At 65.6% G+C, this 24,328-nt stretch carries 25 protein-coding genes; 3 read left to right on the forward strand and 22 right to left on the reverse strand.

Features of this window, described 5'->3' with window-relative positions:
- Positions 1–4 precede the first annotated feature (4 nt).
- Genes ACPOLB_RS05355 through ACPOLB_RS05365 form a run of 3 tightly spaced genes read right to left on the reverse strand, consistent with a single transcriptional unit; the run spans position 5 to position 2,183 of the window.
- Positions 5–352 (reverse strand): cupin domain-containing protein, encoded by a 348-nt coding sequence (locus ACPOLB_RS05355; protein WP_425260292.1) that lies wholly within the window; start codon positions 350–352, stop codon positions 5–7.
- Positions 349–984 carry an anthranilate synthase component II gene (locus ACPOLB_RS05360; protein WP_425260293.1) on the reverse strand — a complete coding sequence of 212 codons (636 nt, stop codon included), beginning with the start codon at positions 982–984 and terminating at the stop codon, positions 349–351. Before ACPOLB_RS05360 ends, ACPOLB_RS05355 begins: the two co-directional genes overlap by 4 nt.
- Entirely contained in the window at positions 981–2,183 is a 1,203-nt protein-coding gene (locus ACPOLB_RS05365; protein WP_425260294.1) for an anthranilate synthase component I family protein, read from the reverse strand. The genes ACPOLB_RS05360 and ACPOLB_RS05365 overlap by 4 nt, the downstream gene beginning before the upstream one ends.
- 390 nt (positions 2,184–2,573) lie before the next feature.
- Between ACPOLB_RS05365 and ACPOLB_RS05370 the strand changes: the two genes are divergently transcribed.
- Positions 2,574–3,254, forward strand: coding sequence for a LysE family translocator (locus tag ACPOLB_RS05370; protein WP_425261876.1), 681 nt, complete (start codon positions 2,574–2,576; stop codon positions 3,252–3,254).
- A gap of 10 nt (positions 3,255–3,264) precedes the next feature.
- Here ACPOLB_RS05370 and ACPOLB_RS05375 read toward each other — a convergent pair whose 3' ends face one another.
- The 7 genes from ACPOLB_RS05375 to ACPOLB_RS05405 form a co-directional block, all read right to left on the reverse strand.
- Positions 3,265–4,398 (reverse strand): hypothetical protein, encoded by a 1,134-nt coding sequence (locus tag ACPOLB_RS05375; RefSeq protein WP_425260295.1) that lies wholly within the window; start codon positions 4,396–4,398, stop codon positions 3,265–3,267.
- A gap of 1,261 nt (positions 4,399–5,659) precedes the next feature.
- A complete protein-coding gene (locus tag ACPOLB_RS05380; protein WP_425260296.1) occupies positions 5,660–6,319 on the reverse strand; it encodes a nucleotidyl transferase AbiEii/AbiGii toxin family protein in 660 nt (219 codons plus the stop codon).
- A 10-nt stretch (positions 6,320–6,329) separates the two neighbouring features.
- Positions 6,330–6,857 carry a helix-turn-helix transcriptional regulator gene (locus ACPOLB_RS05385; protein WP_425260297.1) on the reverse strand — a complete coding sequence of 176 codons (528 nt, stop codon included), beginning with the start codon at positions 6,855–6,857 and terminating at the stop codon, positions 6,330–6,332.
- A 1-nt stretch (position 6,858) separates the two neighbouring features.
- Positions 6,859–7,431: a hypothetical protein gene (locus tag ACPOLB_RS05390; RefSeq protein ID WP_425260299.1), complete on the reverse strand. Its 573-nt coding sequence runs from the start codon at positions 7,429–7,431 to the stop codon at positions 6,859–6,861.
- Positions 7,428–7,898 (reverse strand): CFI-box-CTERM domain-containing protein, encoded by a 471-nt coding sequence (locus ACPOLB_RS05395; RefSeq protein WP_375142780.1) that lies wholly within the window; start codon positions 7,896–7,898, stop codon positions 7,428–7,430. Before ACPOLB_RS05395 ends, ACPOLB_RS05390 begins: the two co-directional genes overlap by 4 nt.
- Complete coding sequence (locus ACPOLB_RS05400) at positions 7,895–8,188, reverse strand: hypothetical protein (protein ID WP_220787588.1); 294 nt, start codon at positions 8,186–8,188, stop codon at positions 7,895–7,897. Before ACPOLB_RS05400 ends, ACPOLB_RS05395 begins: the two co-directional genes overlap by 4 nt.
- Complete coding sequence (locus ACPOLB_RS05405) at positions 8,185–9,234, reverse strand: PRTRC system protein D (protein WP_425260301.1); 1,050 nt, start codon at positions 9,232–9,234, stop codon at positions 8,185–8,187. The genes ACPOLB_RS05400 and ACPOLB_RS05405 overlap by 4 nt, the downstream gene beginning before the upstream one ends.
- A 1,299-nt stretch (positions 9,235–10,533) precedes the next feature.
- Here ACPOLB_RS05405 and ACPOLB_RS05410 point away from each other — a divergent pair.
- A complete protein-coding gene (locus ACPOLB_RS05410; protein WP_425260303.1) occupies positions 10,534–11,805 on the forward strand; it encodes a phage integrase N-terminal domain-containing protein in 1,272 nt (423 codons plus the stop codon).
- 140 nt (positions 11,806–11,945) lie between these two features.
- Here the strand turns inward: ACPOLB_RS05410 and ACPOLB_RS05415 are convergent, their stop codons facing one another.
- From ACPOLB_RS05415 to ACPOLB_RS05425, 3 genes are read right to left on the reverse strand one after another with little or no spacing between them, the layout of a single operon-like run.
- Complete coding sequence (locus ACPOLB_RS05415) at positions 11,946–12,167, reverse strand: GDCCVxC domain-containing (seleno)protein (protein ID WP_425259221.1); 222 nt, start codon at positions 12,165–12,167, stop codon at positions 11,946–11,948.
- Positions 12,168–12,169: 2 nt separating this feature from the next.
- Positions 12,170–12,448, reverse strand: a complete 279-nt coding sequence (merP, locus tag ACPOLB_RS05420; protein ID WP_425259222.1) for a mercury resistance system periplasmic binding protein MerP — start codon at positions 12,446–12,448, stop codon at positions 12,170–12,172.
- Between the two features lie 11 nt (positions 12,449–12,459).
- Positions 12,460–12,807, reverse strand: coding sequence for a mercuric transporter MerT family protein (locus ACPOLB_RS05425; protein ID WP_425259223.1), 348 nt, complete (start codon positions 12,805–12,807; stop codon positions 12,460–12,462).
- Between the two features lie 70 nt (positions 12,808–12,877).
- On the opposite strand from ACPOLB_RS05425, the gene merR reads away from it, so the two are divergent.
- The gene (merR, locus tag ACPOLB_RS05430) at positions 12,878–13,276 is read left to right on the forward strand and encodes an Hg(II)-responsive transcriptional regulator (RefSeq protein WP_425259224.1); all 399 of its coding nucleotides are present in this window, start codon (positions 12,878–12,880) and stop codon (positions 13,274–13,276) included.
- 17 nt (positions 13,277–13,293) lie between these two features.
- Here merR and ACPOLB_RS05435 read toward each other — a convergent pair whose 3' ends face one another.
- The 9 genes from ACPOLB_RS05435 to ACPOLB_RS05475 all read right to left on the reverse strand — a co-directional run bounded on the left by ACPOLB_RS05435 (position 13,294) and on the right by ACPOLB_RS05475 (position 23,805).
- Positions 13,294–14,304, reverse strand: coding sequence for a tyrosine-type recombinase/integrase (locus ACPOLB_RS05435; protein ID WP_425259225.1), 1,011 nt, complete (start codon positions 14,302–14,304; stop codon positions 13,294–13,296).
- Positions 14,301–15,296, reverse strand: a complete 996-nt coding sequence (locus ACPOLB_RS05440) for a tyrosine-type recombinase/integrase (RefSeq protein WP_425259227.1) — start codon at positions 15,294–15,296, stop codon at positions 14,301–14,303. The genes ACPOLB_RS05435 and ACPOLB_RS05440 overlap by 4 nt, the downstream gene beginning before the upstream one ends.
- Positions 15,280–16,587, reverse strand: a complete 1,308-nt coding sequence (locus tag ACPOLB_RS05445; RefSeq protein WP_425259228.1) for a site-specific integrase — start codon at positions 16,585–16,587, stop codon at positions 15,280–15,282. Before ACPOLB_RS05445 ends, ACPOLB_RS05440 begins: the two co-directional genes overlap by 17 nt.
- 285 nt (positions 16,588–16,872) lie before the next feature.
- Complete coding sequence (locus ACPOLB_RS05450) at positions 16,873–19,014, reverse strand: ParB/RepB/Spo0J family partition protein (RefSeq protein ID WP_425260304.1); 2,142 nt, start codon at positions 19,012–19,014, stop codon at positions 16,873–16,875.
- 138 nt (positions 19,015–19,152) lie between these two features.
- Positions 19,153–19,611: a helix-turn-helix domain-containing protein gene (locus tag ACPOLB_RS05455; RefSeq protein ID WP_425260305.1), complete on the reverse strand. Its 459-nt coding sequence runs from the start codon at positions 19,609–19,611 to the stop codon at positions 19,153–19,155.
- A 186-nt stretch (positions 19,612–19,797) separates the two neighbouring features.
- Complete coding sequence (locus ACPOLB_RS05460; RefSeq protein ID WP_425260306.1) at positions 19,798–20,754, reverse strand: IS1595 family transposase; 957 nt, start codon at positions 20,752–20,754, stop codon at positions 19,798–19,800.
- A 238-nt stretch (positions 20,755–20,992) separates the two neighbouring features.
- Complete coding sequence (locus ACPOLB_RS05465; RefSeq protein ID WP_425260307.1) at positions 20,993–21,679, reverse strand: HNH endonuclease; 687 nt, start codon at positions 21,677–21,679, stop codon at positions 20,993–20,995.
- Positions 21,676–23,151: an AAA family ATPase gene (locus tag ACPOLB_RS05470; protein WP_425260308.1), complete on the reverse strand. Its 1,476-nt coding sequence runs from the start codon at positions 23,149–23,151 to the stop codon at positions 21,676–21,678. Before ACPOLB_RS05470 ends, ACPOLB_RS05465 begins: the two co-directional genes overlap by 4 nt.
- 411 nt (positions 23,152–23,562) lie before the next feature.
- Entirely contained in the window at positions 23,563–23,805 is a 243-nt protein-coding gene (locus ACPOLB_RS05475) for a hypothetical protein (protein ID WP_425260309.1), read from the reverse strand.
- Positions 23,806–24,328 lie beyond the last annotated feature (523 nt).

The following is a 24,328-nucleotide window of genomic DNA, read 5'->3' on the forward strand; positions in this document are numbered from 1 at the left end:
CGTGTCAGGCCACCATGTCGTCCACGACGAACACCAGCGTCCTGGCATCGGCCGCACCGCGCGAGCGGTGGCGCACGCCATCGGGGATGGAGAACGCCATGCCCGGCCCGCAGGCGAACTGCGCATCGTCGAAGATGATCGTGAAGTGGCCCTCGAACACATAGCCCTGGTGTCCCACGAGGCACCAGTGTTGTTCGTCGAAGCCCGGAGGCAGCTCCAGCAGGCGCAGACGCTTGCCATTGCTCTTGAGCAGCTTCACACGACCATCGGCACCAGGCTTGCTCCAGGTCTCCCAGGGGGCAGCGCCGAAGTCCCGGACCACGGGATCGTAGGCGGTGGCTTGCTCGTTCATGGTGTGGTGACCAGGTCTTGCGCGCCAGCGCACGGTGTCGCGTGGGGGCGTCCTTGCACATGGCTGCTGATGAAGCTGTGGAAGATCTGCAGTCCGCCTTCGGTGCTGACGCTCTCGGGGTGGAACTGCACACCCTCGATCGGCAGCTGCCGGTGTCGCAAGCCCATCACATAGCCGTCCTCGCAGGAGCGCGCCGTGACGGCGATGTCGCTGCCCAGCCCTGCCGGGTCCACGATCAGCGAGTGGTAGCGCGTGGCCCACAGCGCCCGGCCGCCCGTGTGCGTGAACACGCCGTGGCCATCGTGCAGGATCAGGCTGGTCTTGCCGTGCATGCAGTTCGCGGCACGCACCACGGTGCCGCCGAAGGCCATGCCGATGGCCTGGTGGCCCAGGCACACGCCCAGCAGGGGAAGGCGGCCCTTGCAGCGCTGGATCAGCTGCGGGTAGCCAGCCTCTTCCGGCCGGCCGGGGCCCGGACCGAGCACGATGAAGTCGGGCCTTGCGGAGTCGATGGCCAGATCCAGGCTCGGATCGTCGCAGCGCAGCACCAGCGTCTCCAGCGCCAGCGAGCGCAGGTACTGCTCGATGATGAACACGAAGCTGTCGTAGGCGTCGATCAACAGGGCCTTCATGCCACCAGCTCCTCGCCCGTCAGGGCCTTGTAGATCCTGCTCATCTTGACCAGCGTCTCGTTCCACTCGCTCATCGGATTGGAGTCCACCACGATGCCGGCGCTGGCGCGCAGGCGGTAGGTGTCGTCGTCTCGCGTGGCCATGCGGATGCACAGCGCCAGGTTGGCGAAGTTGCCGAAGCCGAGCAGCCCGATGCCGCCGGCGTAGCCGCCGCGACGCGACAGTTCGAGCGCCTCGATGATCTCCATCGCCCGCACCTTGGGGGCGCCCACCATCGTGCCGGCCGGGAACGTGGCGCGGATCAGGTCCACCACGTCCTTGCCTGGCCGCAGGCGGCCGGTGACCGTGGAGATCAGGTGGAAGAGGTTGGGAAACTCGCCGACACCCATCAGTTCGGGCACCTGCAGGCTGCCGTCGCTGCAGACGCGGCCGATGTCGTTGCGGCACAGGTCCACGAGCATCACGTGCTCGGCGTTCTCCTTGGCCGACGCCACCAGCCTGTCGCGCTGTGCTTGCCGCTCGGGGCCGTTGCCCTTGGCCACCGTGCCCGCGATGGGGCGCATGGCGATGCACGCGTCGGCCAGTTGCACATAGCTCTCGGGGCTGGCACCGATCATGTCGACGCCCCCCACGTGGCACAGGAACATGTAGGGCGATGGGTTCTCCAGACGCAAGCGCGCGTACAGGGCGGCGGGCGCGATGGAACTGCGCACCTGGATCTCATGACCCAGTTGCACCTGGTAGATGTCTCCGGCGCGGATGTGCTCCAGCGCCTGCGTGGCGGCCTCGAGGTAATCCTGGCGTCCCATCGTGAAGTGCACGTGGGGCGCACCACATGGCGGCGCGTCCACGCCAGCTGCAGGCTCCGCCAGCAGGGCCACCACGCTGTCGAACTGCAGGCGCGGTACGCCGGGAAACTGCCGGATCGAGACGCTGGCCGGCCCAGAGCGCGGCACCACCACATGGGCCTGGAACAGCCCCAGCGTGATGAGCGGGCGCTCGTCGGAGACCAGGCGCGCGGGTATCGACTCGATCAGTCGCCCCGTGTCGTAGCAGATCGAGGTGAAGTAGCCGAAGCGCGCAGCGTCCGGCTCAGGTCCGAAGGCCCACAGCAGGGCGCGCAGGGCAACCCAGTGGTCCTGGGCCGAGCCCAGCCGCAGCACCAGCGCCGGGACCTGTCCCAGGGCCCGTGCTGCCAAGGCCTGCAACGGGTCGCAGACTGCCTGGTTGCCTTGGAAGCGCAGTTCGCCGTGGGAGAAGACGATCTCAGCCAGACAGTGAAGACCGAGCACGGACTGCCGGCAATCCTGCTCCGGACCCTGCAGCGACTCGAGCAGAAAGGCATGCTGCGGTCCGTGTGCTGCAACTGCGCTCTGGTACGCCTTGAAGAGGTCGACGTCCTCCGTTGCCAAGGGCCTCGACTCGGATTCGATGTTCACTCGGGGCCCTTTCGCCTGTACGCTGGATGCATGCTCTTGCGCTCAATGTGACGCTCATCTAGATTGTTATGTACACGTTGCCCTAACTTGGTAACCGAGTGCATTTCTAGATCACCGATCGTTGACGAAGCAGATGACGATGGTGTGAAGATGTGGAAGACTCGTATTCCCTGCAGCGAGACCCGCAACACCTTGTCCGCCACCACCCTGCTCCTGTACGCCGCGGCCTGCTTCTCCGTCACGGTACTGCCTGGCCCGACCATGCTGCTGGCGCTGAGCAACGGCACCACGGGGCGCACGCGGATCGTGGCCGCTGGCATCGCCGGGGCGGCGCTGTCGGATCTGCTGCTGATCGGGGCCGTCGCGCTGGGCCTGGGTGCTGCGCTGGCAGCCTCCGAAGTGCTGTTCCAGACCGTCAAGTGGCTGGGGGTGGCCTACTTGTGCTGGCTGTCCGTCGTGCTGTGGCGCAGCCAACCGGAGACTCTGCGGGTCGTGGCCTTCGAAGGGGATGCACAAGCCCGCTCGGCACTGCAACGCGCGTTCAGGCGCAGCTTGCTGGTGGCGTTGTCCAACCCGAAGGGCCTGCTGTTCTTCTCGGCCTTCCTGCCGCAGTTCATCGACACCACGCAACCGCAGTGGCCGCAATACGTCTTGCTGGCCTTGGTGACAGCCGCGCTGGATGTGGTGGTGATGGCCTGCTATGCGGCCGGCGGCGTGCAGATCGCGCGTCACCTCAGGGAAGTGGCGCTGCGCCGGCTGAACCGGCTGTGCGCGTCGGTGCTGAGTTCGTTCGCCGTCCTGTTGGCGGTGTACGGACGCGACCGCACCTGAAGCATGCGCTCTATGTTTCCCTTGCCTGCGTCGCGGCTTCGTTCATCAACTGCGCAGCCCTCTCGTAGACGTCGGAAGGAATGCGTTCCAGACAATCCTTGAAGTTGATGCCATCGGGTTCTTGAACCACCCCAGCCTCTGCGCTTGCAGCCCTGAGGATGCCCTGCCCGACTTCGGAGCCTGACAAGAACTCATGAAAGGTATGTCCGCCAACAAAGTAGAGTTGTGCGGCCGCCACCAGATCAAAGAAATCCTGCTTGTCTTCTCTGGCTGTTGGCAACAACTCCAAACTGTCGGCTATTGCAGAAAGCATCCCGAGCCCCGATATCGAGTTCACGAAGGGCATCTTGCGCGCCGTGGGTTCCGTCAACCATGCCGGCAAGGTGTCTTCATTCGCGCCAGGCTTTTGCGGCACATCATGGCTGGGCACATTCGTCGTTTGCGCCCGCGTTGCCGGTTGCGAAAGACGGTGGATGTCAAGGAGTGGCGCCCGCTCGCTGGTGATAATGCCTTTGAAACCTGTTTGGCTTCGAGCGGTCTCGTCCTTGACCGACTGGCGCCCCCGCCCTTCGAAGAACGGGTGGTCACCGTCATACGCCCCCCTCACGTCGCGCACGACCTCGTTCTGTTGAGGATGGAGGAGATCGTCCTGCGTCGGCGCGAGCCAGGCAACTGCCTGAAGCAAGCCGGCCACTCGCAGCGCTGAAACCGCCAACTCGCTGCTGTTCTCTTGCTGTGCTTGTGCCAGACCGTTTGCAAACTGCGCACTTTGATCGTTGTCGAAATAGACCTTCAGTTCTGGCGACTGGTCGTACAAACTCTTCAGCATCGCATGCGTGTTGTCGCTGCGCTCTTCCCAATCAGGGGAGCCATAAGGCGACCCGCCAATGGCGGCATCCACGTCGTCCAAGGCTTTCCTCACCCACTGCTCGATCGCCCGCTCAGCTTTCTGCATCTTCTCGGTCTGCGTGGTGATGTAGTGTTCATGCCCCAGCATCACTGACGCCACATTGGTTTCCAATACCCGTCTGTAGGCATCCCGCGTCAACACTCTTTCCTTGTCGAAGTCACCGACACTGCCCTCACGAAATGGTTGACTCCCTACAATCTTGGAACTGGCAAAGAACGAGGGTGCTTCACCCATGGCGGGATTGAGCATCAGCGCCTTGATCTGTTCACCGTGAGCGTGCCCGGGTGTGGTCGTTTGGTCCCGACGCCTGATGAGCCCTCTCACCGCATCCTGAATGGTTCTTGCGGCCTGCTGTTCCAGCGTTGAGGACTCCGCCAGTGGCCCCGGAGGAGTTGCCGAGGCTCCAGTTGCACACGCTTCGCGAGAACTCTGGGACGACCGCCGCATCCAGGCAGGCAGGGCCTCGCTGGAGCCCACGCGGGCCTGTAGACGACCCGCAGTTCGCTCCACGCCTGGGGGCTGTCCGGTGGTGTCCGATCGTGCCGAGGGCGAGAACCGGTTGGCATCTGCCGGCTGTCCGGTGTTGATCTTTGGCATGGGCTCTCCTGCAGTCAGGATCGCGGGTTCACCATCGTCCCGCGCGGCGTCGGCGGCGTGCAGCCACGATCCAGCCAATCGTCAGTGCGCGAGGACTGAAGTTCCGCGCCGGGAACTTCCACTCTCGCTCTCTCCAATTTAGAACGAGGCCCCCTGCGGTGGCACATCGACACGAAAGGCCGCTGTCGAGGGCGAAGTCTTTCCTGACCTGCTCGGCCACCAGCGCACGGTCGACGACGCGGGCTCCATCCGGGCCGGCGCTGAAGAAGCTGAACTTGGCTGATGACTGGCCTGCCGAGCTCATCCTGGCGGGCCCGGGGAGGCAGGACCCCGAGTTCGTGGAATGGCTGCTGCCGACGGGCCCAGTCGTCTCGCGGTCCTGCACGCTGGATGCAGTGATGGTCACGGCCAGGAGCATTGCCAACGTGCCGACCGCGAGTTTGCGTTCGCGTCCCTCGACCTGCTTGGCGGGGTCGAACCCGGTGTTGCCGCCCAGGGCGCCATCACGCGCGAGCCTGGCTTGCTTCAGACCCAGGTCTGAATGGCCACCGAGGGCAAGACACTTGTCCGGACCATCGCCCGGTCATTCCAGAACCGGCGCGTGGACCCAGAGGGCGAGACCTCCAGGTGCAGACCAACGGAGCCTTCCTGACTCAAGCGACTGGCTGAGTCGTTGGTCTGGCGGAAGGTTGGGTCCGGCGTGGGACCGGATGGAACGCTGGGGTGGGGTGGCTGATGGGATCCAAAACGGCGACCTAAGCTGTTGATCTCATTGGGAAAAGTGCCGAGGAAAACTGACTTGTTCCCCCGTCTGTTCCCCTTGTCCGCATGGGACGTCTTGAGACCGTCAGCAACGACATTCTGGCGGTCCCGCTCGTGGCCTGCAACGTCGCGAGGCTCATCGGTCCTTTAACGCGGACAGGTGGGCGGTGGCAACCTCGACGCAGTGCTCCAGGCTCGGCCGATACCCAGTCGCAGCGATCGCCTCGAAGGTCGCCACAAACCCGGCCCCGGGTTGCCTGATCTGCTCCAGGAACCTGTCCCGGTGCCGCATGAGGAAAGGCGCGGCTGCCGCCAGCGCGTCCGGCTCCCGCTCGACCACCATGGCGAGGTCGAAAAGATCACGCGCCGTCGCACGGTCCCCGCGGTGGTACATCTTCTTGGCGATCACCTCCGCAGCCGTCTCGACGCGCACCGGCCGCCCCTGGATCTCCCACCGCTCCCAGGCCGCGTCGGTGAGGTTCGGTGCGGCCACGAAGTCGATCTCGCCTTCCTCGAACTGCAGCTTGACGAACGAGCCCGGCATCTCCGTGTACTCCTCGGTCAGGGATGCCGCCGTGTCGCTGAGTCGGGGCGTCACGTAGCCGAGGTACTGCGGGTCCGGCACGAAGATGTCGATGTCCTTGCTGAGGCGGTGTCCGTACCTGAACATCAGGACGGTTCCGCCTCCGAAGGTCCAGAACGGGTCCGCAAGTCCCCCATGGCGCTGGATATCGTCGACCAGCCGCAGCGCTCGCTCGAACAGAACTTCCCAGGGGCCGGACGGCAGCGACTTCATCACGCCGTCATCACGCCCACAGGCCCTGCCGGTGCACGGCCAGTGACCTGGCGAGCTTCGCAACGTTGCGCCACACAGCCTTGGGGGCCACGCCCTCGTTCGCGGCGGCTTCCTCCACGGCCATCACCACCAGGGGCACCGGCGCCTCGTCAAGCAGGTGCGTCAGGTGGGCCGAGTAGCCCTTCGGTACGCTGCCGCTGACCAGCGCGTGACCGAGCGTGTCGGGCGGCACCTCCTGGACGTAGCTAACGCTGGCGTTCTTCGCCGCCATCCACAGGCCCCGCTTCCGAGCGCGCGCGGCCTGGCTGGGCGGATCGAGGTCCAGCCCCAGCACGGCCAGCACCTGCGCGACCCGGTTGAATCCCAGATCGCTCAGAGCGCCCGCCTCCAGGCCGACCAGCGTCTGCCGCGAAAGCCCGCTCAGCTGCGCAAGCCGGGACTGCGTCAGTCCCAGCGCCTCGCGCCGCTCGCGGATGATGGTGCCCAGGTTGGAGAGGTCCACAGCTTGGTCCGAAGAATTGTCGAATATTTTGGACATTCTAGCGCCTCCGGACCGCACCCGCGAGGCCGTCGCCAGCGGCGCCGCAGGCCGCTCGCTGCCCACAGCCGTGACAAACATGCTCGCTGTCGGGCCACTGCGGGCGATCGAGTCCATCGATCAGTCGACGGTGCATCGCTGCAACGGCTTCGATTTGCTCCCGCGACATCAAGCGGACCGCTCGTGAGGTCGGCGGCGCTGAGTGCCGACCAGGAAAGATCACGAACGCCTCGTCAGACACCTGGACACGCAGTTCATCCTCCACGGCCAACCGCTGCGCCGAGAGCTGGATGACATCCGGCGCCCTCACCGCCGCAGTCGACCGCGTCTTCAGTTCAACCAGCACGACCAGACCGCCCGGCAGCCGATAGGCCCTGTCCACCCGGGCCACGATGGGCCAGCGGCTCTTCGACCTGAACTGCGACTCCACGCAGATCAGTTCGGCGTCCCGCAGCCCGGCCGGTCGGTCCCGCCGCTCCGCGACGCGTGCGCGGTGCCGCCGGACCAGGTGCCACGTGACCGCCAAGGCAACAGCCAGGAGCAGCACCCACGGCCACATCAGCTCGAACCTCATGGTCGACGCCTCGCCGACCATCGCCGCCAGCCATGCGCCACGAAACCCAGGGTGCCCCTGGTCATCCACAGCAACGGCGGGCAGCGCTGGAGCACTCTGCAAAGTCGCGGACCGGCGGCATAGTAGGCTGCCACCAGGCGTCGCCCCCACGGCCGTGGCCTCAGGACCGTGTCCCTGAAGTCACGCAGCGCATGGGTCTGCCATGCGTCTCCGAAGACCATCGTGGCGATGAAGCACCTCTCGCCCGGTCGCCGAGTCGACCCCTCGCCTGGCGCTGTGGCGCGCCGACCCTGCAGTTCGAAGCGCAGATGGGCAGCAATGCCCTTCCGGCGCGCCTCTTCCTGTGGAGTGCTTCGACGCGGGCCGTGCAGGGATTCGAGAACCACCAGGCGTTCGCACCGGCCCATCTGCGCCAGCTCGGAGGCCCCTACCGACCTACCCTGGCGGCACCTCGCACGACTCCTCATGGTCCATCCCGGCCGTCGATCGCGGGCTCGAAGAGTCCGTTCGTGACTTCCGCCCCGTCGCCGTCGAAACCGATCGACCCGGACACATCGCTCGATGCCTGCCCAGGGAGCTTCAGGATGCCCTGCTGGACCAGCAGTCCCTCATAGGCCAGCGTGCGCAGCCTGCCGACGCGCTTCACGCCCTTGTGGAACCGTGCGAGTTCGTCATAGAGACGAGGCAGTTCCGCCCTCTCGAGCTGGAACACGAGCCGGATGCGTGGCGGCTCCGAGGTCTTGGTGGGGCCGGTCATGCGGCATCTCCTGCGGCGCGCTCGGCCGCGGTCGACCTGTCGCGATCGGCCGCCAGCACGGTTCGCGCGTAGGTCATCCCGGCCAACTGGAACCCCCTCACGTTGGCGAACACAGGCTCCTTGATCTCGAGGATCCGGTGGCGCGGAAACGCCGACTTCACGGCCTTCCGGAACAGGAAGGCGCCTCCGCCCACGAGGATGATGTTCTGCAGGCTGTGCGGCGACTCGATCCACTCCTTCATGCTCGACACGGCCTGCTCCGTCACGCTCTCGGCCAGCGGCAGCAGCCGCTTGAGGTCGTAGGGCTTCTGGAAGATGACCGGGGCCTTCCCGGTCCGCAGCGCCATGTCGATGGCGTCCAGATCGCGGAAGGGCGTGCCGATGTCCTTGGTGATCTCGGCGGCGAGCAGCTTCAGCACGTCGGCGACACCCCGATTCACGGAGTGGCTCTGCTTCTGCACCAGTCGCATGCCCTGGGCGACGAGCCAGTCGAAGGTTCTCGCACCCGGATCGATGATTAGGCTGCGCTCCTTGGCGATCTCGCCCAGCTTGCCGTGGGCGTGCGCGTAGAAGGCCAGCGCGCCCTGAGGCTGGGCAACGGCCAGCGTGCGCACCACACTGACCTTCCTGCCGCCGCCGACATCGTGCTCGCCCGTCATGACCCGCTCCAGGGCTGTCTTCTTCACCGCGAACAGCGCCACCGGAAGCCCGACGACCAGCAGGTCGATCTGGCTCTGCCGCATCGAGCGCAGCGCACCGCGCAGCAGCGCCATGTACTCCGGCGACTCGATGTAGTCGTCGTGCAGCTGCGTCGCCCGGAAGGTGTCGGCCGCGAGCCTGACCTCGGGACCGACTTCATAGAAGAGCGACCCGACCGGGATGAACATCGTCTTGGCCCCATCGCCGCCGGGCCAGAGTGGTTGTCCGTTGCTGGACGGGTAGGCCAGCGACGGGAAGCTCGCGCAGCGGATCTCGCTGTCTGCCGTGCCGGTGACGAACTTGGTGTTGCCGGAACCGACATCCACCGCCCTCACGATCAGGTTCATGGTGTTCTCCGAGTGAACGAGAGAGTGCTCAGGATCGACAGACCGACCCTGTTCCTCCACGCGGATACCTGCCTCTGCAGGCGCGATTTCGACATCGGATCCGTCCCGGTGTCACTGCGCTGGCACTGCAGAAGCACTGCACTGCCCCTCGGATGACACCGAACGGACGAGGAGGCCGCGTGGTGTCACCACGGTCACACTGCAAAGTCACTCGTCAACCCCGTCCATCGGCGCGCACGCCGGCGCCTCACACCGCCAAGCGAGGCCGGTGCCGGCCCAGTCGGGGTACCTGAGGCGGCAGCCTTGCCTGTCAACCCCGCGCCGTTGCTGGCGATCCGGGCCATTGCCACGCTAGATGGGCCCTGCCGCCGAATCTCGCGCCGTCAACTGCCTGCCCCAAGGGCCGCCCGATCAGGGGTCTTGCGGCGGGCGCTGCGCATGCGGCCTTGACCGTGGATGGCGTCGCAGTTTCCACTGTGGGCTCCCGAGGGCTCCTGGCCCGCTCCGTCCTCTCGAAGAAGACGAGCATCGCAGGCGTCGCAGTCGTTACCTGCCTCGTGCCTTCAACCGAAGTTCCCGTCCCGAACGGGTGGCGCGACCGGCCTCGACCTCCAGAAGGATCGACGCCGCGAGCGTGCCGAGTCATCCACCACCGCAGTGACCTGCCCGGTCCTTGCCTGCCGCATCCCCGCGATGACGGCTGGGCGCTCCAGAGGCGCACCGGCGCAGCAGAACCCCGTGGCGGCACTTGATGCCGCGCACCGTTCCCGCCAGCCTTTGAGCACGCGCGCATGACGCGCATCGCGCGGCGTGATGGCCTCCATGAGGCTCCCCGCACGACCCTCGCTCATCAACTCGACACCGCCCTGGACTCTCGGTCAGGGGTGGACCCATGCGAGCGGCCGGCGCTGCACACCAGGCCTGATCCACCGAATGACCCAGGGCTCGACCCTGGCGTCGATGTCGCACCCAGCCCCGAGCGGGGTGGACATCACCCTTGTCGTCGCGTCGCAGAAATGCGCAGACGGCCTGGATCAACGTGTTCCATTTTTAAGTCTGACCGAGCTGACCAGGCCCCTCGCCGAAGACCATGAGGAGCCCGGACAGCAAAGCCATGGGTGGGTGTGGCGCTGCAGAGATCGACCGCCGCACCGACGTTGCACACGATCTCCATCGCCGTGGGCTTGCCAGGAATCCGCCCCGGGGATGTCCAGATGGATTCCTCCGATTCCGGTCCCCCGGACCATTCATCCACCGGCGTGCTGTTCGGGCAGTCCGCCACCTTGCAGAAAGCCCACCATGTCCCGTATCCGCCGTGCAGAACCCTCGCGCCGCCGCCGGCAGCCACCGCTCTCCCTCAACGACCGCCGCAACGACCCGCGCGAAGGCTCCACCCTGCCCTCCTCATCCACCCGCCCTTCCAGGAACTCCTCGATGACCTCGGCCAGCCCAGGCCGACTGCATGGCCAGGACTCGCCACGCCGCCAGAACTGGGCCGGCAAGTCGCCCCAGCAGGTGCTGGCCATGTACCCGCCGGGCAGGACGCCCGTGAACCGGGTGGTGGACGTGCTGATCGAGCTGTTCAACCCGCTGCACACCGCGCTGGAGAAGACCGTGTCGCACAAGACGCGCTACGAGCGCGCCCACTTCCTGCGACGCTTCTTCCGCGAGCTGCACACCGACGCCGGCTTCAAGCTGGCACCCGATCCCCGCAACCTGGGACAGCGGCATGTCCAGGCGATGGTGAAGGTCTGGCAGCGCCGGAAGCTTTCGCCGGGGACGATCCAGACCTACCTGAGCTTCCTGCGCGGCCTGGCGATGTGGCTCAACAAGCCGGGCTTCATCCGCAGGCCCGAGCACTACGGCCTGACGCCTGACGAATACGAGCGCCACGAGAACGCCCAGCGCGACAAGAGCTGGAGCGGCAACGGCATCGACGTGGAGGCCTTGCTGGCCCAGGTCTCTGCCTACGATGCCCGCATCGGCGCGTCGATGCGCCTGATGGTGAAGGTCGGCCTGCGGCGCAAGGAGTCGGTGATGTGCCGCCCCTACGCCCACGTGCATCCGTTCGAGGAGACAGGCCTGCCCGACGAGCAACGGGAGGCGGATCGGTATCTGTGGACGAAGGGCAAGGGAGGCCGTGCGCGCTGGCTGCCGCTGGCCACCGAGGAGCAGCAGTCGGCCATCGCGCATGCCCGCAGCGTGGTCAGCGGCCATGACGCACACATGGGGGCGCCGGATCGGGACCTGAAGTCCAACCTCCGTCGGCTGGACTATGCGCTGCGCAAGTTCGGCCTCACAAAGCGCGAGAGCGGCACCACCGGGCACGGGGCGCGGCACGACCACCTTCAAGGCCAGTACCAGGACACGACAGGCACGCCCGCGCCGGTGCGTGGCGGTGGGCCTGTCGATCAGGAGCTCGACCGCCAGGCGCGGCTGCGTGTGGCCCGCATCGCGGGCCATGCCCGCCTGCGCTCGGCCGGCGCCTATTTAGGCCAGTCCGCGGTTATGCGCAGAAAGCCCGCTGCGCTCACGCCCGACATGCGAGAGGTCGCGTCTGACTCAACATAACTCCGCTGATCTACGCGGGACGGTTCGGGTGTAGGAGCCATCCAAGCGCATTCAGCCGGCCTACCCAGACGCCGGCCGGCTGATGTCGTGCGCGCAGCCCCGCCGGCGCGGGTGAAGTACTGCCGCGCGGGTCGTGGCCTTCAGGCGCTACAGCTCGAGCACCCGCGCTGCATCTGCACGGGCGGACACTTGACCGAGCCGTAGGAACAGAACACGCAACAGTCGCCGGCCGTCGGCCGCAGCACGGTCTTGCAGTGCTCGCACTCGTAGAAGAACTGGCACGCGTCGGTCGGCATCACCTCACGCTTGGCGTGGCCGCACGCCGGGCATGTCAGCACCGATTCCAGTTCCGGGTCAGCCATGATCACTTCCTCACCGTCGAGGGGAAGCCAGCATCCGTCGTGGCCTTCGCCAGTGCCGTTGCGTTGGTCTTGTCGGCGTCAAACGTGACGGTGGCCGTCTTCTTCGCGAAGTCGATCTGAGCCTGGCTCACACCGGCCACCTTCTCGAGTGACTTCTTCACCGTGACCGGGCACAGCCCGCAGGTCATGTTCTGCACGTCGAGCACGGCGGTCTGCGGCGGCGCAGCCAGCGAAGCCAAGGGCATCAGCATGACGAGTGCTGCGGCAATCAAATGGCGCATGGGTAGGTCCTTCACAGAAAGAATGGCGCCAACCAGGGCACCGACAACAACGCGAGCAGCCCCAGCGTCACCAGCCAGAAGATCAGCCGCTGCCGCTTGAGGACGATCGGCTCGGCACACGCCGCGCCGAGCTCGCAGACCTGTGGCTGCAGGTACAGACGCCGGAACGCCAGACCCAGGAACAGCAGCGTCGCAGCGATGAACCAGGGCCTCAAAGGCTCCAGCGCCGTCAGGTTGGAGATCCACGCACCGCCGATGCCCAGCGTCAAAAGCACGAGCGGACCGACGCAGCACACCGACGCGCCGACGGCGGCCAACGCGCCGGCGAGCAGTGAACCTCTTGCTTTGAACGTGGCCATACACCGGGTGAACTTGTTTGATGTCGGAAAGTCTAGAGTCCGTACCATGGTACGGAGTCAAGGGGTCCAGATGACAAGCGAGCTGACGATAGGGCGATTGGCCGACGAGGCCGGCGTGAACGTCGAGACGATCCGGTACTACCAGCGCCGCGGCTTGATGGCTGAACCGGACAAACCGGCGAGCGGACATCGCCGCTATGGCCCGGCGGCGATCAAGCGTGTACGGTTCATCAAGCGCGCGCAGGTGCTGGGCTTCACGCTGGAGGAAGTCGCCAGCATGCTGGAGCTGGACGAGGCCTGCGCCTGTGCTGAAACACGCGAGCTTGCCGGGCACAAGTTGCAGGTCATCGAAGAGAAGCTCGCCGACCTGAAGGCGATGCGCAAGGCCTTGTTGGCGCTGCTGCGCCAATGCGATACGGGGGCGGCCACGGGCAGTTGCCCGATCATCCATGCCCTGGCCGCCGACTGACAAGCTACTCTGCGCGGCTATAGCGAGCGCAACCAGTCGAGCAGAGACTTGCTCTGCTGCCAGGATGGCAACGCTGGCGACGGCGACTCGCCGGCCACCTTCTCCAAAGCGCGCCGCTTCATCTCCAGGTTCGCCCGGGCGTAGATCTGCGTCGTCTTCACATCCACGTGCCCGAGGAAGTCGCGGATCATCTCCAGCGACACGCCGCTCTGCAGCAGGTGCATGCCCTTGGTGTGCCGCATGCTGTGGGGGCTGATCTTCTGCGTGAAGCCGGGCACGGCCGACCGGGCGGCCTGCACGTGGCAGTGCAGAAGGTACCGCAGGCCCGACCGCGACAAGCGCCCGCCCTGGCGGTTCTGGAACACCGGCAGGTGGCCTCGCTCGGGCCGATCGAGATCGTTCTCCCGCAGGTGTTCACGCAACAGCCGAGCCGTGGCGTCCATCAAAGGCACCACGCGAACCTTGCGCCCCTTGCCCAGCAACCTGACCTGGGCCTGCGTTGTCAAACGCACATCGTGGGCGTTCAGGTCGATCAACTCCTGCGCCCGGGCGCCGGTGTCGTACAGCACGCTGAGCATCACCGCGTCGCGCCGCCCGGCCGGCGTGGTCGGATCGGGATGCGCCAGCACCTGAGTCAGCTCGTCCTTGGACATGTAGGCCACCGGCACCTGGACATGGCGCCGCAGCGGCATCGCCATGATCTTCTGGCACTGCAGCATCCGCTCGGGCACCTCCGACTGCACGTAGCGGAAGAATGCGTGCAGCACGGCCAGCCGCTGGTTCTGTGTGCGGATTGAACACTTCCGCTCCTGCGACAGGTGATCGAGGAAGGCCTCGACGAAGGTCACGTCGATGTCGGCCAGGCAGAGGCGCTCGACGGCAATGCCGCGTCCGTCGCGGCCAAAGCGCAGGAGCAGCGTGAACACATCGCGGTAGGCCTTGATCGTGTTCGGGCTCAGGTTGCGCTGGCCGGCGAGGTAGCGCGTGAGGTAGTTCGTCACGTGCAAGGAGAGGTCGGTCGGCTTCATGACGACCTCCAGGGCCTGGGTGGAATGACGTCGCTGTAGGCCGCGTCCGACCGCGAGACGATCTCCGGATGCAGCTCGGCGGTCATCTGCAGGTAGTCCTGGGTGCCGTCGATCGAGGCGTGCCCGAGGTAGGTCGCCAGCACCGGCATCCTGGGCTGCAGATCGGCACCCTCGCGGTACCAGCGCAGCAGGGTATGTACCGCGAAGGTGTGGCGCAGGTCGTGAAGTCGAGGCCCTTCGCCGCGGCCGCCGTGGCCGATGCCGCATCGGTGCAGCAGTTCCCTGAAATTGCGGTACACGCCACCGCCGTCCAGCCGGCCGCCGCGAGGCGATGGGAAGAAGTACTCGTCGTCCGAACGAGGCCCCAGCGCGGCCGCGTACTTCTGCAGACGAACGACCAGGGGCCGGGCCGGCGGCACCAGGCGGTCCTTGCGGAACTTGGTGTCGTTGATGCGCAGCACCCCCTGGACTAGGTCGACGTCGCGCATGCGCAGGCGCAGAGCCTCTTCGAGACGCAGGCCGCATCCGTACAGCACGCGCAGCAGCTCCGGCAGCACGATGTGGCGCAGGTGAGTCGACGCCATCGGCTCGATCCGGTCGGCGGCTTCGAGCAAGCGGCGCACTTCCCCGTGCGTCAACACGCGCGCCAGGAATGGCCTCGAATCCTTGGCGCCCACGGCGTGATCAGGCACGTCGGCAGGAAGGTCCAGTCGGCGCATGAACAAGGCGAAGTTGCGAACCAGGTTGACCCGTGCGCGCTGGGTCTTGCCGGTCTCGTGCGGCTGCTTGGCCAGCCAGGATGCGGTCGCGGCCTTGGGCAACTCGACTTGCTGCAAGCCTTGGCTGCACAGGTGGGCGTCGAGTCGGCGCAGGCTGGATGCGGCGGGGTTGAAGCGATAGCCACAGGCTCGCTTCTCCTGAACGTATTGCGCCATCAGCGGAGCCAGGGGGCTGCTGCCGGTGAATGTCACGGGCTTACGAGGCGTGGCCATGGAACACCTCCTCCGGATCGATGGCCGCGATGCGCAGGGTCTCCACGTCGGCCTTGGCATAGATGAAGGTCGTTGCCGGCGAGGCATGCCCCAGAACGGCCGAGATGACGGGAAACGGCGTCTGCGCCCCGAGCAGCCGGGTGGCCAACGTATGGCGCAGCGAGTGCAGTCCCTGACGCTGCGGGGTCTTGAACTTGATCCCGGCCAGTTCCCGCCAGTACGCCACGACGCGGTGGAGCCGGTCGTTCTGGCAGATCGGCGAGAACGGTGGCGTCAGGTTGGTGAACAGATGCCGGTGCTCGACCGGCGGTCGCCCAGCTCGCAGGTAGTCGATGAGTGCGGCGCCGACCTCCTCGATCAGCGGCAGCACCAGCGGCTCCCCCGTCTTGTTCTGCACGATCTCGATGGTGGACGTGGTCCAGTGCAATTGATCGAGCGTCAAGCGCTTGATGTCGCCCAGGCGAAGACCCAAGCGCGAGGCGAGCATCAAGATGGCGTAGTCACGCCGGCCCTTCGGCGAGCTGCGATCGACGGCAGCAAGCAGCCGCTCGACCAGTTCTGGCTCCCACGCCGACGGCACCTTGGCATTGCTGGCCAGTCGAACGGTTGGGATGGCAGCGCTGAGGTCGCGCGGCAGGGCGCCGCGCATGAAGAGAAACTGCAGGAACAGCCTCACGCTGGACGAGACGCACGCTACGGTCCTCGGCTTCCAGTCCGTACGGGTCTGAACGAAGGCGCTGAGGTGTTCGGCCTGCAGGGCGTCCAGCGTCTCCAGGCCGCGAGTGCGCAGGAAGTCCAGGAAGACCGCGATGTTGTGCATCCGCTCGGCCAGGCTGGTGGGCCGAAGATGCCGCCGCTCCCTGGCGTATTGCTCGTACTCCCGCAGGGGCTTGTGCATGCCCGCCGGTACTCGAAGCCCGGTGGTCTCGACTACGAAGCGGCTGATGGTGCCGGTGCGCGCGAAGTCGTCGAGCACCTTGATGCCGAAGACCAGGTGCCGCCGCCACTGTTGGCCGAGCTTGAGCACCTCCCCGTCGCGAACGCCGTACGCCTGCTCGAAACGCAGGGCCAGTTCACGCGTGTACTCGGCAGGCAGGCCCTGGGCGCGGACGAAGTCGGCCAGCTGCTTCCACACCCGCTTGTAGCGATTGACGGTGCGGATGGTGTAGCTGCGCATCAGCAGTTCCTGCGCAGCGCCTTGGCAGAGCGGCTCCAGCGCCAGCGCGCCGGGCCCATTGGAGTTGAGCGAATCCATGATCGTCTCCTCGTTGACGGCGGCCACAGCGGCCACCGGGGAGGACGATCTTGGAAGCGTTATGCGCGGTCGCGACGGCCTACGTCATAGGTGGATCGCTCGGCTTGCGGCCCTTGCTGCGCATAACCGCGGACGAACCTAAATAGGCGATATGTGCAGCTGCCCATATCGCGTACATCGGTGCGATCCGGCGCTCGCCTGCAGGGAGCCGCGACCCGGCCCAGGGCGAGACCGGCAAGCCCGGGCCGCGGAGCATCGGGGACGACGGTGACACGCCTGTCCCGGTCGCATGAGCCGGCCGGGCCCGGGCCGGCCCTGCGTTCAGGCGCAGGCGGGCGCCTCGGCCCGTACTGGATCGTTGGCGTCGACCTCCTCGCCACCCGTCGCCGGGGCATCGGCGTGCGGCTGCACGCGCAGACAGTCGGGCAACCAGCCACGCCCGGCGAGCAGTTGTTCGGCCTGCGCCACGGCGGCATCCTTCTTCAGCGCCGCGAGCGGACCTGCCGCCTTGGCGCCGGCCACGGTGTGCACCACCTCGACCACCCTCGCCTTGGACACGTGCTGAAGGTAGGCCTCCCCCGTCGCCGACCACCATCGCGTCATGTCCAGGCCGAGCGCGCGGGCCAGACCGTCATTGACCGGTCGGCCGGTGTCGGCGCCGGTGATGCCGTTCACGGTGGACGCGACCAGGAAGGTGAGCAGCCGCTGCACCGTCTGCGGCGGCTGCCGCAGCATCCAGTCGAACACTGCGTCGGGTTCCTTGGGCAGGTGCTCGATCCAGGCGATGCGGTCGGCTTCGATGCGCTGAGCCGCCGGGCTCGCCTCGATGTCCTCGGCCGCGCCCCGCAGTTCGTGCTGGTTGCCGGTCGCGCTGATCGCCAGCAGGTTCGGCAGTCGGTAGGCGCCATGGAGCGGGTCGGCCAGCAGCTTCAGCGTCAGGTGGGTCGTCAGTGCCGCCAGCGCAACGTCGGGTCGGTCCAGCAGCTCGGCCTGGATCGCGGCAACGCGGTGGGCCGTGAGGCGGCGCATGAGCTTCTCGGAGTGCACGGGCCGTGCTGAGGCGCCGGCTGCCGATGGAAGCGACTGCAGGGCCGGTAGCCCCGAACCGCGCGCAGGATCCGCGTCGCCTTCCGAGCCGCCTCCACCGGCCGACTTCTGTTCGGCAGCCTTGGTGATGGCCTGCGCCAGATCGGCCCGATCCTCGGGACGGATGAGCCCTGCCTTGATCGCGGCACGGCCGTCCGTGTCCACATGCAGCACGCACCCGGCGAGCGCCATCCAGGCCACGGGCCATTCGGTCAACGCTTCCAGTCTCGCCTTGCGCTCTTCCTCCAGCCCATCGGCCTCGGACTCCAGGGCCAGGAAGGCACGGTCGCGCGACGCGTCCACCTCGTCGGCGGCGTCGTTCGCCTCGCTGGCGCCGCTGACGCCCTCGCCGGCATCGCCATCGCCGTCGCGGTCCACCAGCGCGTCCATCGGCTCTTGCAGGGCAGCGATGCGCGTGTCCAGCGCCTTCAGCGTCTCGGCTTCCTCGGGCGTCGGTGCGCGGCGGGGCTTGCGCAGCTCGCCGTGCTTGACGTACTCGTCGTAGGCGAAACGCGGACGGATGTCGACCCACTTCCAGCCTTCAGACAGCAGTTGCTTCGCGCGCTTGCCCAGCTTGTCGGCGGCGAGGCGCTCCAGCAGGGCCGGGTCCAGCAGGTAGGCCTTGCGATCGTCGTCGCTGAACAGGTCGCGGCGCAGTGGTCCGCCGGCCTTCTCGTAGGCCTTGACGGTGACGTAGCGGGCCAGCGGGTCAGCGTCCGACTCGATCTCGCCCCGGGTCAGCAACTGCCGCAGATGTTCCGGGCGCTGGTTCCAGCTCGGCAGACCGGCCCAGGCCTGCTCCTGGCGCTGGTGATCGTCGACCGAGGCCAGCACTATGAGGCAGTCCAGGCCGATGCCGCCTTCGCGGTACAGGGCCATCAGCTGGGGCGAGACGGTGGCGAGCTTCATGCGTCGCTTGACGATGAGCGGCGTCACGCCGAAGGCTGCGGCCACGTCCTCGACGGACTTGCCCTGCGCGAGCAGTCTGGCGAAGGCGGCGAACTCGTCGGCCGGGTGCATCGGCACGTGGAAGCAGTTCTCGGCAAGGCTCGCGATGAGCGCCTTGTCGGCCGGCACGACGAGCACCGGCACGGGGTAGTTGTCGGCGATGTCGCCCTGCTGCACGAGCAGCGTGAGCGCGGCGAGCCGCCGTCCGCCTGCGCAGACCTCGTAGCGCCCGCGCGCCGCCTGGACCACGACAAGGTTCTGCAGCACGCCGCTGTCCTTGATCGACGCGGCCAGTTCCGGCAGCGACATCACGGGCGCCGTGGCGCTGCGGGCCTGGTGGTCCTCGGACAGCTCCAGCTTGTTGAAGGGAACGAAGGTGCGAGGAGACGCCTCGATGATGGCGTCGACCTCGGCTTTGGAGAATTTCATGAGGGACTCCTGATCGGTTGCATGGCAGGCCGGCGGCCCACCATGCAGTCAGGATCCCATCGAGCCTGCGCACTTCAAGGGTGGCGAGGCGCGCTCGCCGGTGGTCCGGTCAGGACGCCGGACCGCGCGTCGGCTCGCCTACGACTGCTCGCCCGACTTCAGGGCTGCCAAGCGCTCCACCACCTCGCGCTTGCCGACCCCGCGCAAGGAAGCGATGGCCGCGAGGTTCTTCCCTCTGGGGCGTGCCTTGCCCTGCTCCCAGGCATAAACGCTCTGTCCGGATGCGCCGACGAGCAACCCGAAATCCGCAGCCGACAAGCCCAGGCGCTTGCGATTGCTAGCCATACCGGAGGCTCGGAACCGGAATCTGTCGGCGCCGTCCGCTTCCTCGACCGCAGGTGGTGATGGCGGCCGAGCGGGCGCGGCGCGCGCGGACTGCCGCACGGACCGTTCCAGCTCGCTGACTCTGCGCTTCAACGCGGCGCTTTCCGTGCGCGCAGCGGCGAGCGCCTTCCTGATCGAATCGACCTCGCTGCGCAACTCCTTGCGAGCCAGACGAACGATCTCGGCCTTGAGCACTGATGCAATGTTCGGCATTCACCGATTGTGCCAAGGGCCCGAGGAAGGTCGGGAAACAGTGCTGTGTCGGTGGAAGCCGTTAGGAGCCGTGTCGCACGCCAAAGAGCGACCGCTTTCTGGCGTTCAAGTCAGCGAGGCCGCTGTCCCTGGACGACCCCAAGCGGCCCTTGGCCGCGAGGAGAAGCGGCCTTAGGACGGTCCTGATTAGCGATGAACCTCAGCAACCCTGATTCCGCGCTCGGGCTGCCTGGGGGTCTTGGCCAGAGCCCGCAGCAGGCTGCCGAGCATGGCGTGCATGTCGTAGCGCCGGTTGAAGCGGAATTGCACCTCGGCGAGGTAGCGGTAGCCGTACTTGGCGAACTTGATGGCGTGGTACGTTCCGGTCAGCGCGGTCTTGACGTTGCCGATGAGTGTGTTGACGGCGCGGAACTTCTCGTTGAGCACGCTGGGCTTGCCACCACCGGTGACCTCGCGGTCGTGAACCGCACCCATCGAGGCGGCCACAGTGAAGCAGCCCAGGCCGTCGGAGACGACGGTCAGCGGCAAACCCATGCTGGTGGCGATGAAGTCCTGCAGCGCAGCCTTGGTGAACGGTCGCGCCGACAGGCAAGCCAAGTGCGCCCGGCCGTCCTCGGTGGTCTGCACTGCCACGACGAAGGGCACCTTGTTCTCGGAGCCTCGGCCGGTCTTGCCGCCGCTGCGTTCCCCGCCAAGATAGGCGTCGTCGATCTCGACGCGGCCGGTGAGTTGGCGCTCGGACTCAGCCAGCGCCATGGCTTGCAGCAGCTTGTGCTTGATGAGCCAGGCGGTGCGGTAGCTCACGCCGAGCTGCCGAGTCAGCTCCAGCGCCGAGACGTTGTTCTTGGCCTGGGTGAGAAGCTGCATCGCCAGGAACCAGCGCGTCAGCGGCAGCTTGGTGGCCTCGAAGACGGTGCCGCTGGTCACGCTGCACTGGTACTGGCAACCGGCGCACTGCCAGTACAGCCGGCCCTCCCGGCGGAACGAGGTGCGCGACTGCATGACGCCGCAGCCCGGGCAGACGAAGCCGCCGGGCCAGCGCGCAGCGACCAGCGCCTGCTCGCACTGCTGTTCGGTTCCGTAGCGGCTCATGAACTCCGGCAACGACAGCCCCTTCTGGAACTGGACTCGGTTCATCGGCATGGCGCATCTCCTGGTGTGATGCGCTCATCCTCGGCGTTCAGTGGCTCATAGAGTGAGCCTGCTGAGCTTCATCGCTAATCAGGAGGACGGTTGTATCCATAGGGTCCGATGCAAATCGGACTACATTGGTACTCTTCTATATTTGCTGGGACACCTATGGCATGCCGTCTAACCAAGTTGGGCATCCTTAAATCCTCAGTCGGCGCAGGCAGCACTTGCGGTGCGTAGTGATTGGCTGCTAGATGTGCCCGCCTACTCGCGCCTTGAGCGTCCAATCAGCTTCAAAACAGTCTCGCGCGGTTCCGACGTAGGCCTCCACCAACCGACGACGCATGTCAGCGTCATCGTGAAAGGCTGCGAACCAGATGCTGAAGAATCCAGCCTCACGAGCCAGAGCCACAATCGTGTCTCGGAATTCAATGCTATTGTTCCGCGTTAGGCGGTCGCGCATTAGATTGGCGAGTTGCCACTTCTCCTCTCGCTCCATGTATCGCTTGTCGCGATCAGTCGGCTGCTTTGCCCTTGGTTGACCAGGGTGACGGTCAAGTCCTACCAGTTCTATCAGGGCTTGAGCCTTGGAGCTAATGTCATGACCTAGCGATGGACAAGGCCGCACTACGCCACCAGCCCTGTATTCAATGGCGCTGAGCGTGTTGTCCTTGTCTGGCCAAAGAAAGTCTTGGTCGTTCGTCGGCGTATCGCCCTTGACTGAGTTGCAGTTAACACAACCCAGGAGAAAGTTTGTCCAGTCTCTCTCTCGTGCCACGTCTAAGCTCTTTGGAGACACGTGCTCGACCGCCAGAAGAGCTGGGAAGCGCCGCTCGCAGTAGCTGCAGTAGTGGCCGAAACAGGCCTCCAAGTCACCAATGGCGTCTTGGTACTTCGCATAGACCTGCGGCGCCGCAGTTCTAGTAACGGGCCTCATCGCTTCCCTTCCATTGCAAAGACACGCAACAGTGCATGCACTGCAGGTTCCGAGGTGAATGGCTCGCTCGCCTCCCTGTAAGACCGCTCGGCCGCACGGAGCTTGGCGGGGGTGACCTTCTTCGCATCGTTCGCCCGAAGCTCCAGAAGCTCAAAATAGCGTTTGGCAGCCGCGTTCAGCCTTTCCGCTCGAACACTACGCTGAGGTACGGAGATGCCCTGGATATCTTCGGCGATGTCCTCAATACTATTGCCGCCGCTTGATACTCCAATCGAAGCGCTCGCCGTGTCGATAGCAGAGATCTGCTCCCGTCGAGTCGCCTGGATTACAAACGGCGAGTGCGTTGTGGCAATGAACTGGCAGTTTGGAAACAGTTCTTCCAATGCGGGCACGATCTGACGCTGCCATTTTGGATGAAGATGAACGTCGATTTCGTCGATAAGAATTATTGCATCGCCTTGACCAATCTCTCCATGGGGGTGATTGATCAACAGCTGTCTTGCGATATCGACAAACAACGAGAAGAGTCGTTGTTCGCCGTCGGAAAGTTGGCTGAGGCTAAACGTGCCAATCTCACGCCGCATCATGATTCTCGGTGTGAGCTTTATCTCCAGCGAATAGCGCATCAGCGATCTTCGATCAGCGGACGAGACGCTCATATCTTCCCAAATGTCTCGAAGATGCGGCAGCCGTCTATCGGCACGCTTATCGCCGGAACCCTCTAGGGAAAGGGTGAGTCTTGCTTGGTCGGGCCAATTGATGCCTCGCTTCTGTCGCAACAACTCCTCAGCGAACCAACGCATTGCGAAGGCTCTGGCTTGCCTTTGCAAATCTGCGGCCAACGGCACCCGCCCCGATGCAGTGTCGGCCAAAACCAAAGAACAGTCGTAGGGTTCGAAGCGCCAGTAAAAGTCTCCCATGCCCGGAGAGAAGTTGCGTAGCATCCGCCTTACGAAATCTCTCACCGATTGACTGCTGCCAAACTGACGCCCTCCTGAAGCCCCGCTCACTTGAGAAGAATCCACCTCGGATGCGTACAGAAACTCTTCGCTGCGCCGAAGGGGATCACGCTCGACACCTCCGAACTTTTTTTCTGGCTTCGACTTCATTGCCGAACAGACTGCTTCATTCGACGAGTAGAGAAGCGTCAGCGGCAGATCCCCTCGGGGACCTGTGAGCCTTCCTCGCTCGAAAAGCTCCTTGCTGTACTGGAACTCCAAGGAAGTGCCATCCGCATCGCGAACTATTGCTGATGCCTGCGCTACACGCGTCCGCAATCGAATGTCGCTGTCTTCCAGCCTTGGGCGCCTGCCCATGTTCTGTGCGCTACCTAGTGCCGCGAGCATCCCACGAAGTATCGTTGTCTTCCCTGCGCCGTTCTCACCGACAAGCAGGTTAAAGCCCGGTCGAAACATGAATGTTCTTTGATCAAACTGCCGAACATTGATCAGGGTCAGGCTATGTAAGTACATGGTGCGAGGGGAAGGATGTCGCTACGCCGAGCAGAACGCTATTCAGCTTGCAATGCTAGGTCAGTTTCGTAACGAAGGCTGATCGGCGGCGCCGATGCCTACACCATTGCTCAAGCTGACCTGCTACAAGAGGTCCTGTAAGCCTGTCACCGCGGACAGCTTGGCGCAAACGTTGGGCCTCGCAGCCGACTCAAGCTCAAAGCGTAGGCATCCGAGGCCTTGGACGACCGTTCACCTCCTGTGCAGTGAGCGTCGGCTTGTGGCCGAGTCCGGGTACTTGTGTAGGGCCGCTGTGTAGACACTCATCGCCACGTCGCTGGCCCACTCGAGCAGCGCAACTGCCGTGGTCGCCGGGGTCCGACCAGCGCTCTCGCATAGACGTTCCAGTCTGCCTTGGCCACCTCGCGTGCTTCACCCAGGATGGGTTTCGCCGGTCCCCGGTGGATCAGCGGCGGCGACAACCGGCCCGACACAGCCCGCATCCAGCAGGCGCTCCCACTCGGCGAGGGTCAGATCAAGCTCGCGGCCACCCAGGCGCACGCGGAACACCAGCGATCGCCGCTCGACATGGTGAACGCCAGCGGGAATGCGCAGCGGCACGCCTGCCGCCGTGGTGGCTTCGCAGTCATGGAAGGCATAGCGCTCGACGGTCATGGACAGGGCGGAACCGGTCTGCAGGAGATGTTGATCCGCCCACTATACGAACCGTCAGCCGGCCCGCACGCACGCCCTGCAACCGGGCAGCGCCGCGTTCCGGGCCAGCGACGTGGAGGACTCGGAATCGATTGCCCGCCCAAGCGTCGGCCGAGCCGGTCGCTTGGACGGGCATTGCCACGATGAGACCTCGGATCAGTTGCCGTCCGAGGGACCCCGTCCCATACTGACCCGGCTTCCTGCGGACATCGCGTCTGCTCAGCCTTCATCGGTGGCTCCGGTCGCCCTGAAGTCCGGCCCAGCTGGCGTCGCAGTCGTTACCTGCCTTGTGTCCTGTCCGGCACCTCCGCGTGCCGGGCCGATTCAGATCCATCCGGATCCGAAACCAGGAGCCGGCCATGACCCCGTGTCGTGGCCCCTCCTCGCATGCGCCGATCACGACCTCTGCGTCGTGACGCGCCCTGCGCTCACCAGCCCGGCCTGATCTCGATCAGTAGCCTGGCCTGACGCACGCATCTGCCCT

Origin of the sequence: Rubrivivax soli, from assembly GCF_049810355.1 — a bacterium.
In the GTDB taxonomy this organism is placed as follows: Bacteria; Pseudomonadota; Gammaproteobacteria; order Burkholderiales; family Burkholderiaceae_C; genus Rubrivivax.

What these genes read in the sequence shown, in the direction of transcription:
- ACPOLB_RS05395 (WP_375142780.1), bottom strand. Translation starts at nt 7,898, where the DNA reads ATGAGGAGTCGTGCGAGGTGCCGCCAGGGTAGGTCGGTAGGGGCCTCC.
- merR (WP_425259224.1), top strand. Translation starts at nt 12,878, where the DNA reads ATGACAAGCGAGCTGACGATAGGGCGATTGGCCGACGAGGCCGGCGTG.
- ACPOLB_RS05410 (WP_425260303.1), top strand. Translation starts at nt 10,534, where the DNA reads ATGTCCCGTATCCGCCGTGCAGAACCCTCGCGCCGCCGCCGGCAGCCA.
- ACPOLB_RS05375 (WP_425260295.1), bottom strand. Translation starts at nt 4,398, where the DNA reads ATGGGTGAAGCACCCTCGTTCTTTGCCAGTTCCAAGATTGTAGGGAGT.
- ACPOLB_RS05415 (WP_425259221.1), bottom strand. Translation starts at nt 12,167, where the DNA reads ATGGCTGACCCGGAACTGGAATCGGTGCTGACATGCCCGGCGTGCGGC.
- ACPOLB_RS05435 (WP_425259225.1), bottom strand. Translation starts at nt 14,304, where the DNA reads ATGAAGCCGACCGACCTCTCCTTGCACGTGACGAACTACCTCACGCGC.
- ACPOLB_RS05355 (WP_425260292.1), bottom strand. Translation starts at nt 352, where the DNA reads ATGAACGAGCAAGCCACCGCCTACGATCCCGTGGTCCGGGACTTCGGC.
- ACPOLB_RS05425 (WP_425259223.1), bottom strand. Translation starts at nt 12,807, where the DNA reads ATGGCCACGTTCAAAGCAAGAGGTTCACTGCTCGCCGGCGCGTTGGCC.
- ACPOLB_RS05465 (WP_425260307.1), bottom strand. Translation starts at nt 21,679, where the DNA reads ATGAGGCCCGTTACTAGAACTGCGGCGCCGCAGGTCTATGCGAAGTAC.
- ACPOLB_RS05440 (WP_425259227.1), bottom strand. Translation starts at nt 15,296, where the DNA reads ATGGCCACGCCTCGTAAGCCCGTGACATTCACCGGCAGCAGCCCCCTG.
- ACPOLB_RS05460 (WP_425260306.1), bottom strand. Translation starts at nt 20,754, where the DNA reads ATGCCGATGAACCGAGTCCAGTTCCAGAAGGGGCTGTCGTTGCCGGAG.
- ACPOLB_RS05380 (WP_425260296.1), bottom strand. Translation starts at nt 6,319, where the DNA reads ATGAAGTCGCTGCCGTCCGGCCCCTGGGAAGTTCTGTTCGAGCGAGCG.
- ACPOLB_RS05405 (WP_425260301.1), bottom strand. Translation starts at nt 9,234, where the DNA reads ATGAACCTGATCGTGAGGGCGGTGGATGTCGGTTCCGGCAACACCAAG.
- ACPOLB_RS05390 (WP_425260299.1), bottom strand. Translation starts at nt 7,431, where the DNA reads ATGAGGTTCGAGCTGATGTGGCCGTGGGTGCTGCTCCTGGCTGTTGCC.
- ACPOLB_RS05360 (WP_425260293.1), bottom strand. Translation starts at nt 984, where the DNA reads ATGAAGGCCCTGTTGATCGACGCCTACGACAGCTTCGTGTTCATCATC.
- ACPOLB_RS05450 (WP_425260304.1), bottom strand. Translation starts at nt 19,014, where the DNA reads ATGAAATTCTCCAAAGCCGAGGTCGACGCCATCATCGAGGCGTCTCCT.
- ACPOLB_RS05455 (WP_425260305.1), bottom strand. Translation starts at nt 19,611, where the DNA reads ATGCCGAACATTGCATCAGTGCTCAAGGCCGAGATCGTTCGTCTGGCT.
- ACPOLB_RS05370 (WP_425261876.1), top strand. Translation starts at nt 2,574, where the DNA reads ATGTGGAAGACTCGTATTCCCTGCAGCGAGACCCGCAACACCTTGTCC.
- ACPOLB_RS05470 (WP_425260308.1), bottom strand. Translation starts at nt 23,151, where the DNA reads ATGTACTTACATAGCCTGACCCTGATCAATGTTCGGCAGTTTGATCAA.
- ACPOLB_RS05400 (WP_220787588.1), bottom strand. Translation starts at nt 8,188, where the DNA reads ATGACCGGCCCCACCAAGACCTCGGAGCCGCCACGCATCCGGCTCGTG.
- merP (WP_425259222.1), bottom strand. Translation starts at nt 12,448, where the DNA reads ATGCGCCATTTGATTGCCGCAGCACTCGTCATGCTGATGCCCTTGGCT.
- ACPOLB_RS05475 (WP_425260309.1), bottom strand. Translation starts at nt 23,805, where the DNA reads ATGACCGTCGAGCGCTATGCCTTCCATGACTGCGAAGCCACCACGGCG.
- ACPOLB_RS05385 (WP_425260297.1), bottom strand. Translation starts at nt 6,857, where the DNA reads ATGTCCAAAATATTCGACAATTCTTCGGACCAAGCTGTGGACCTCTCC.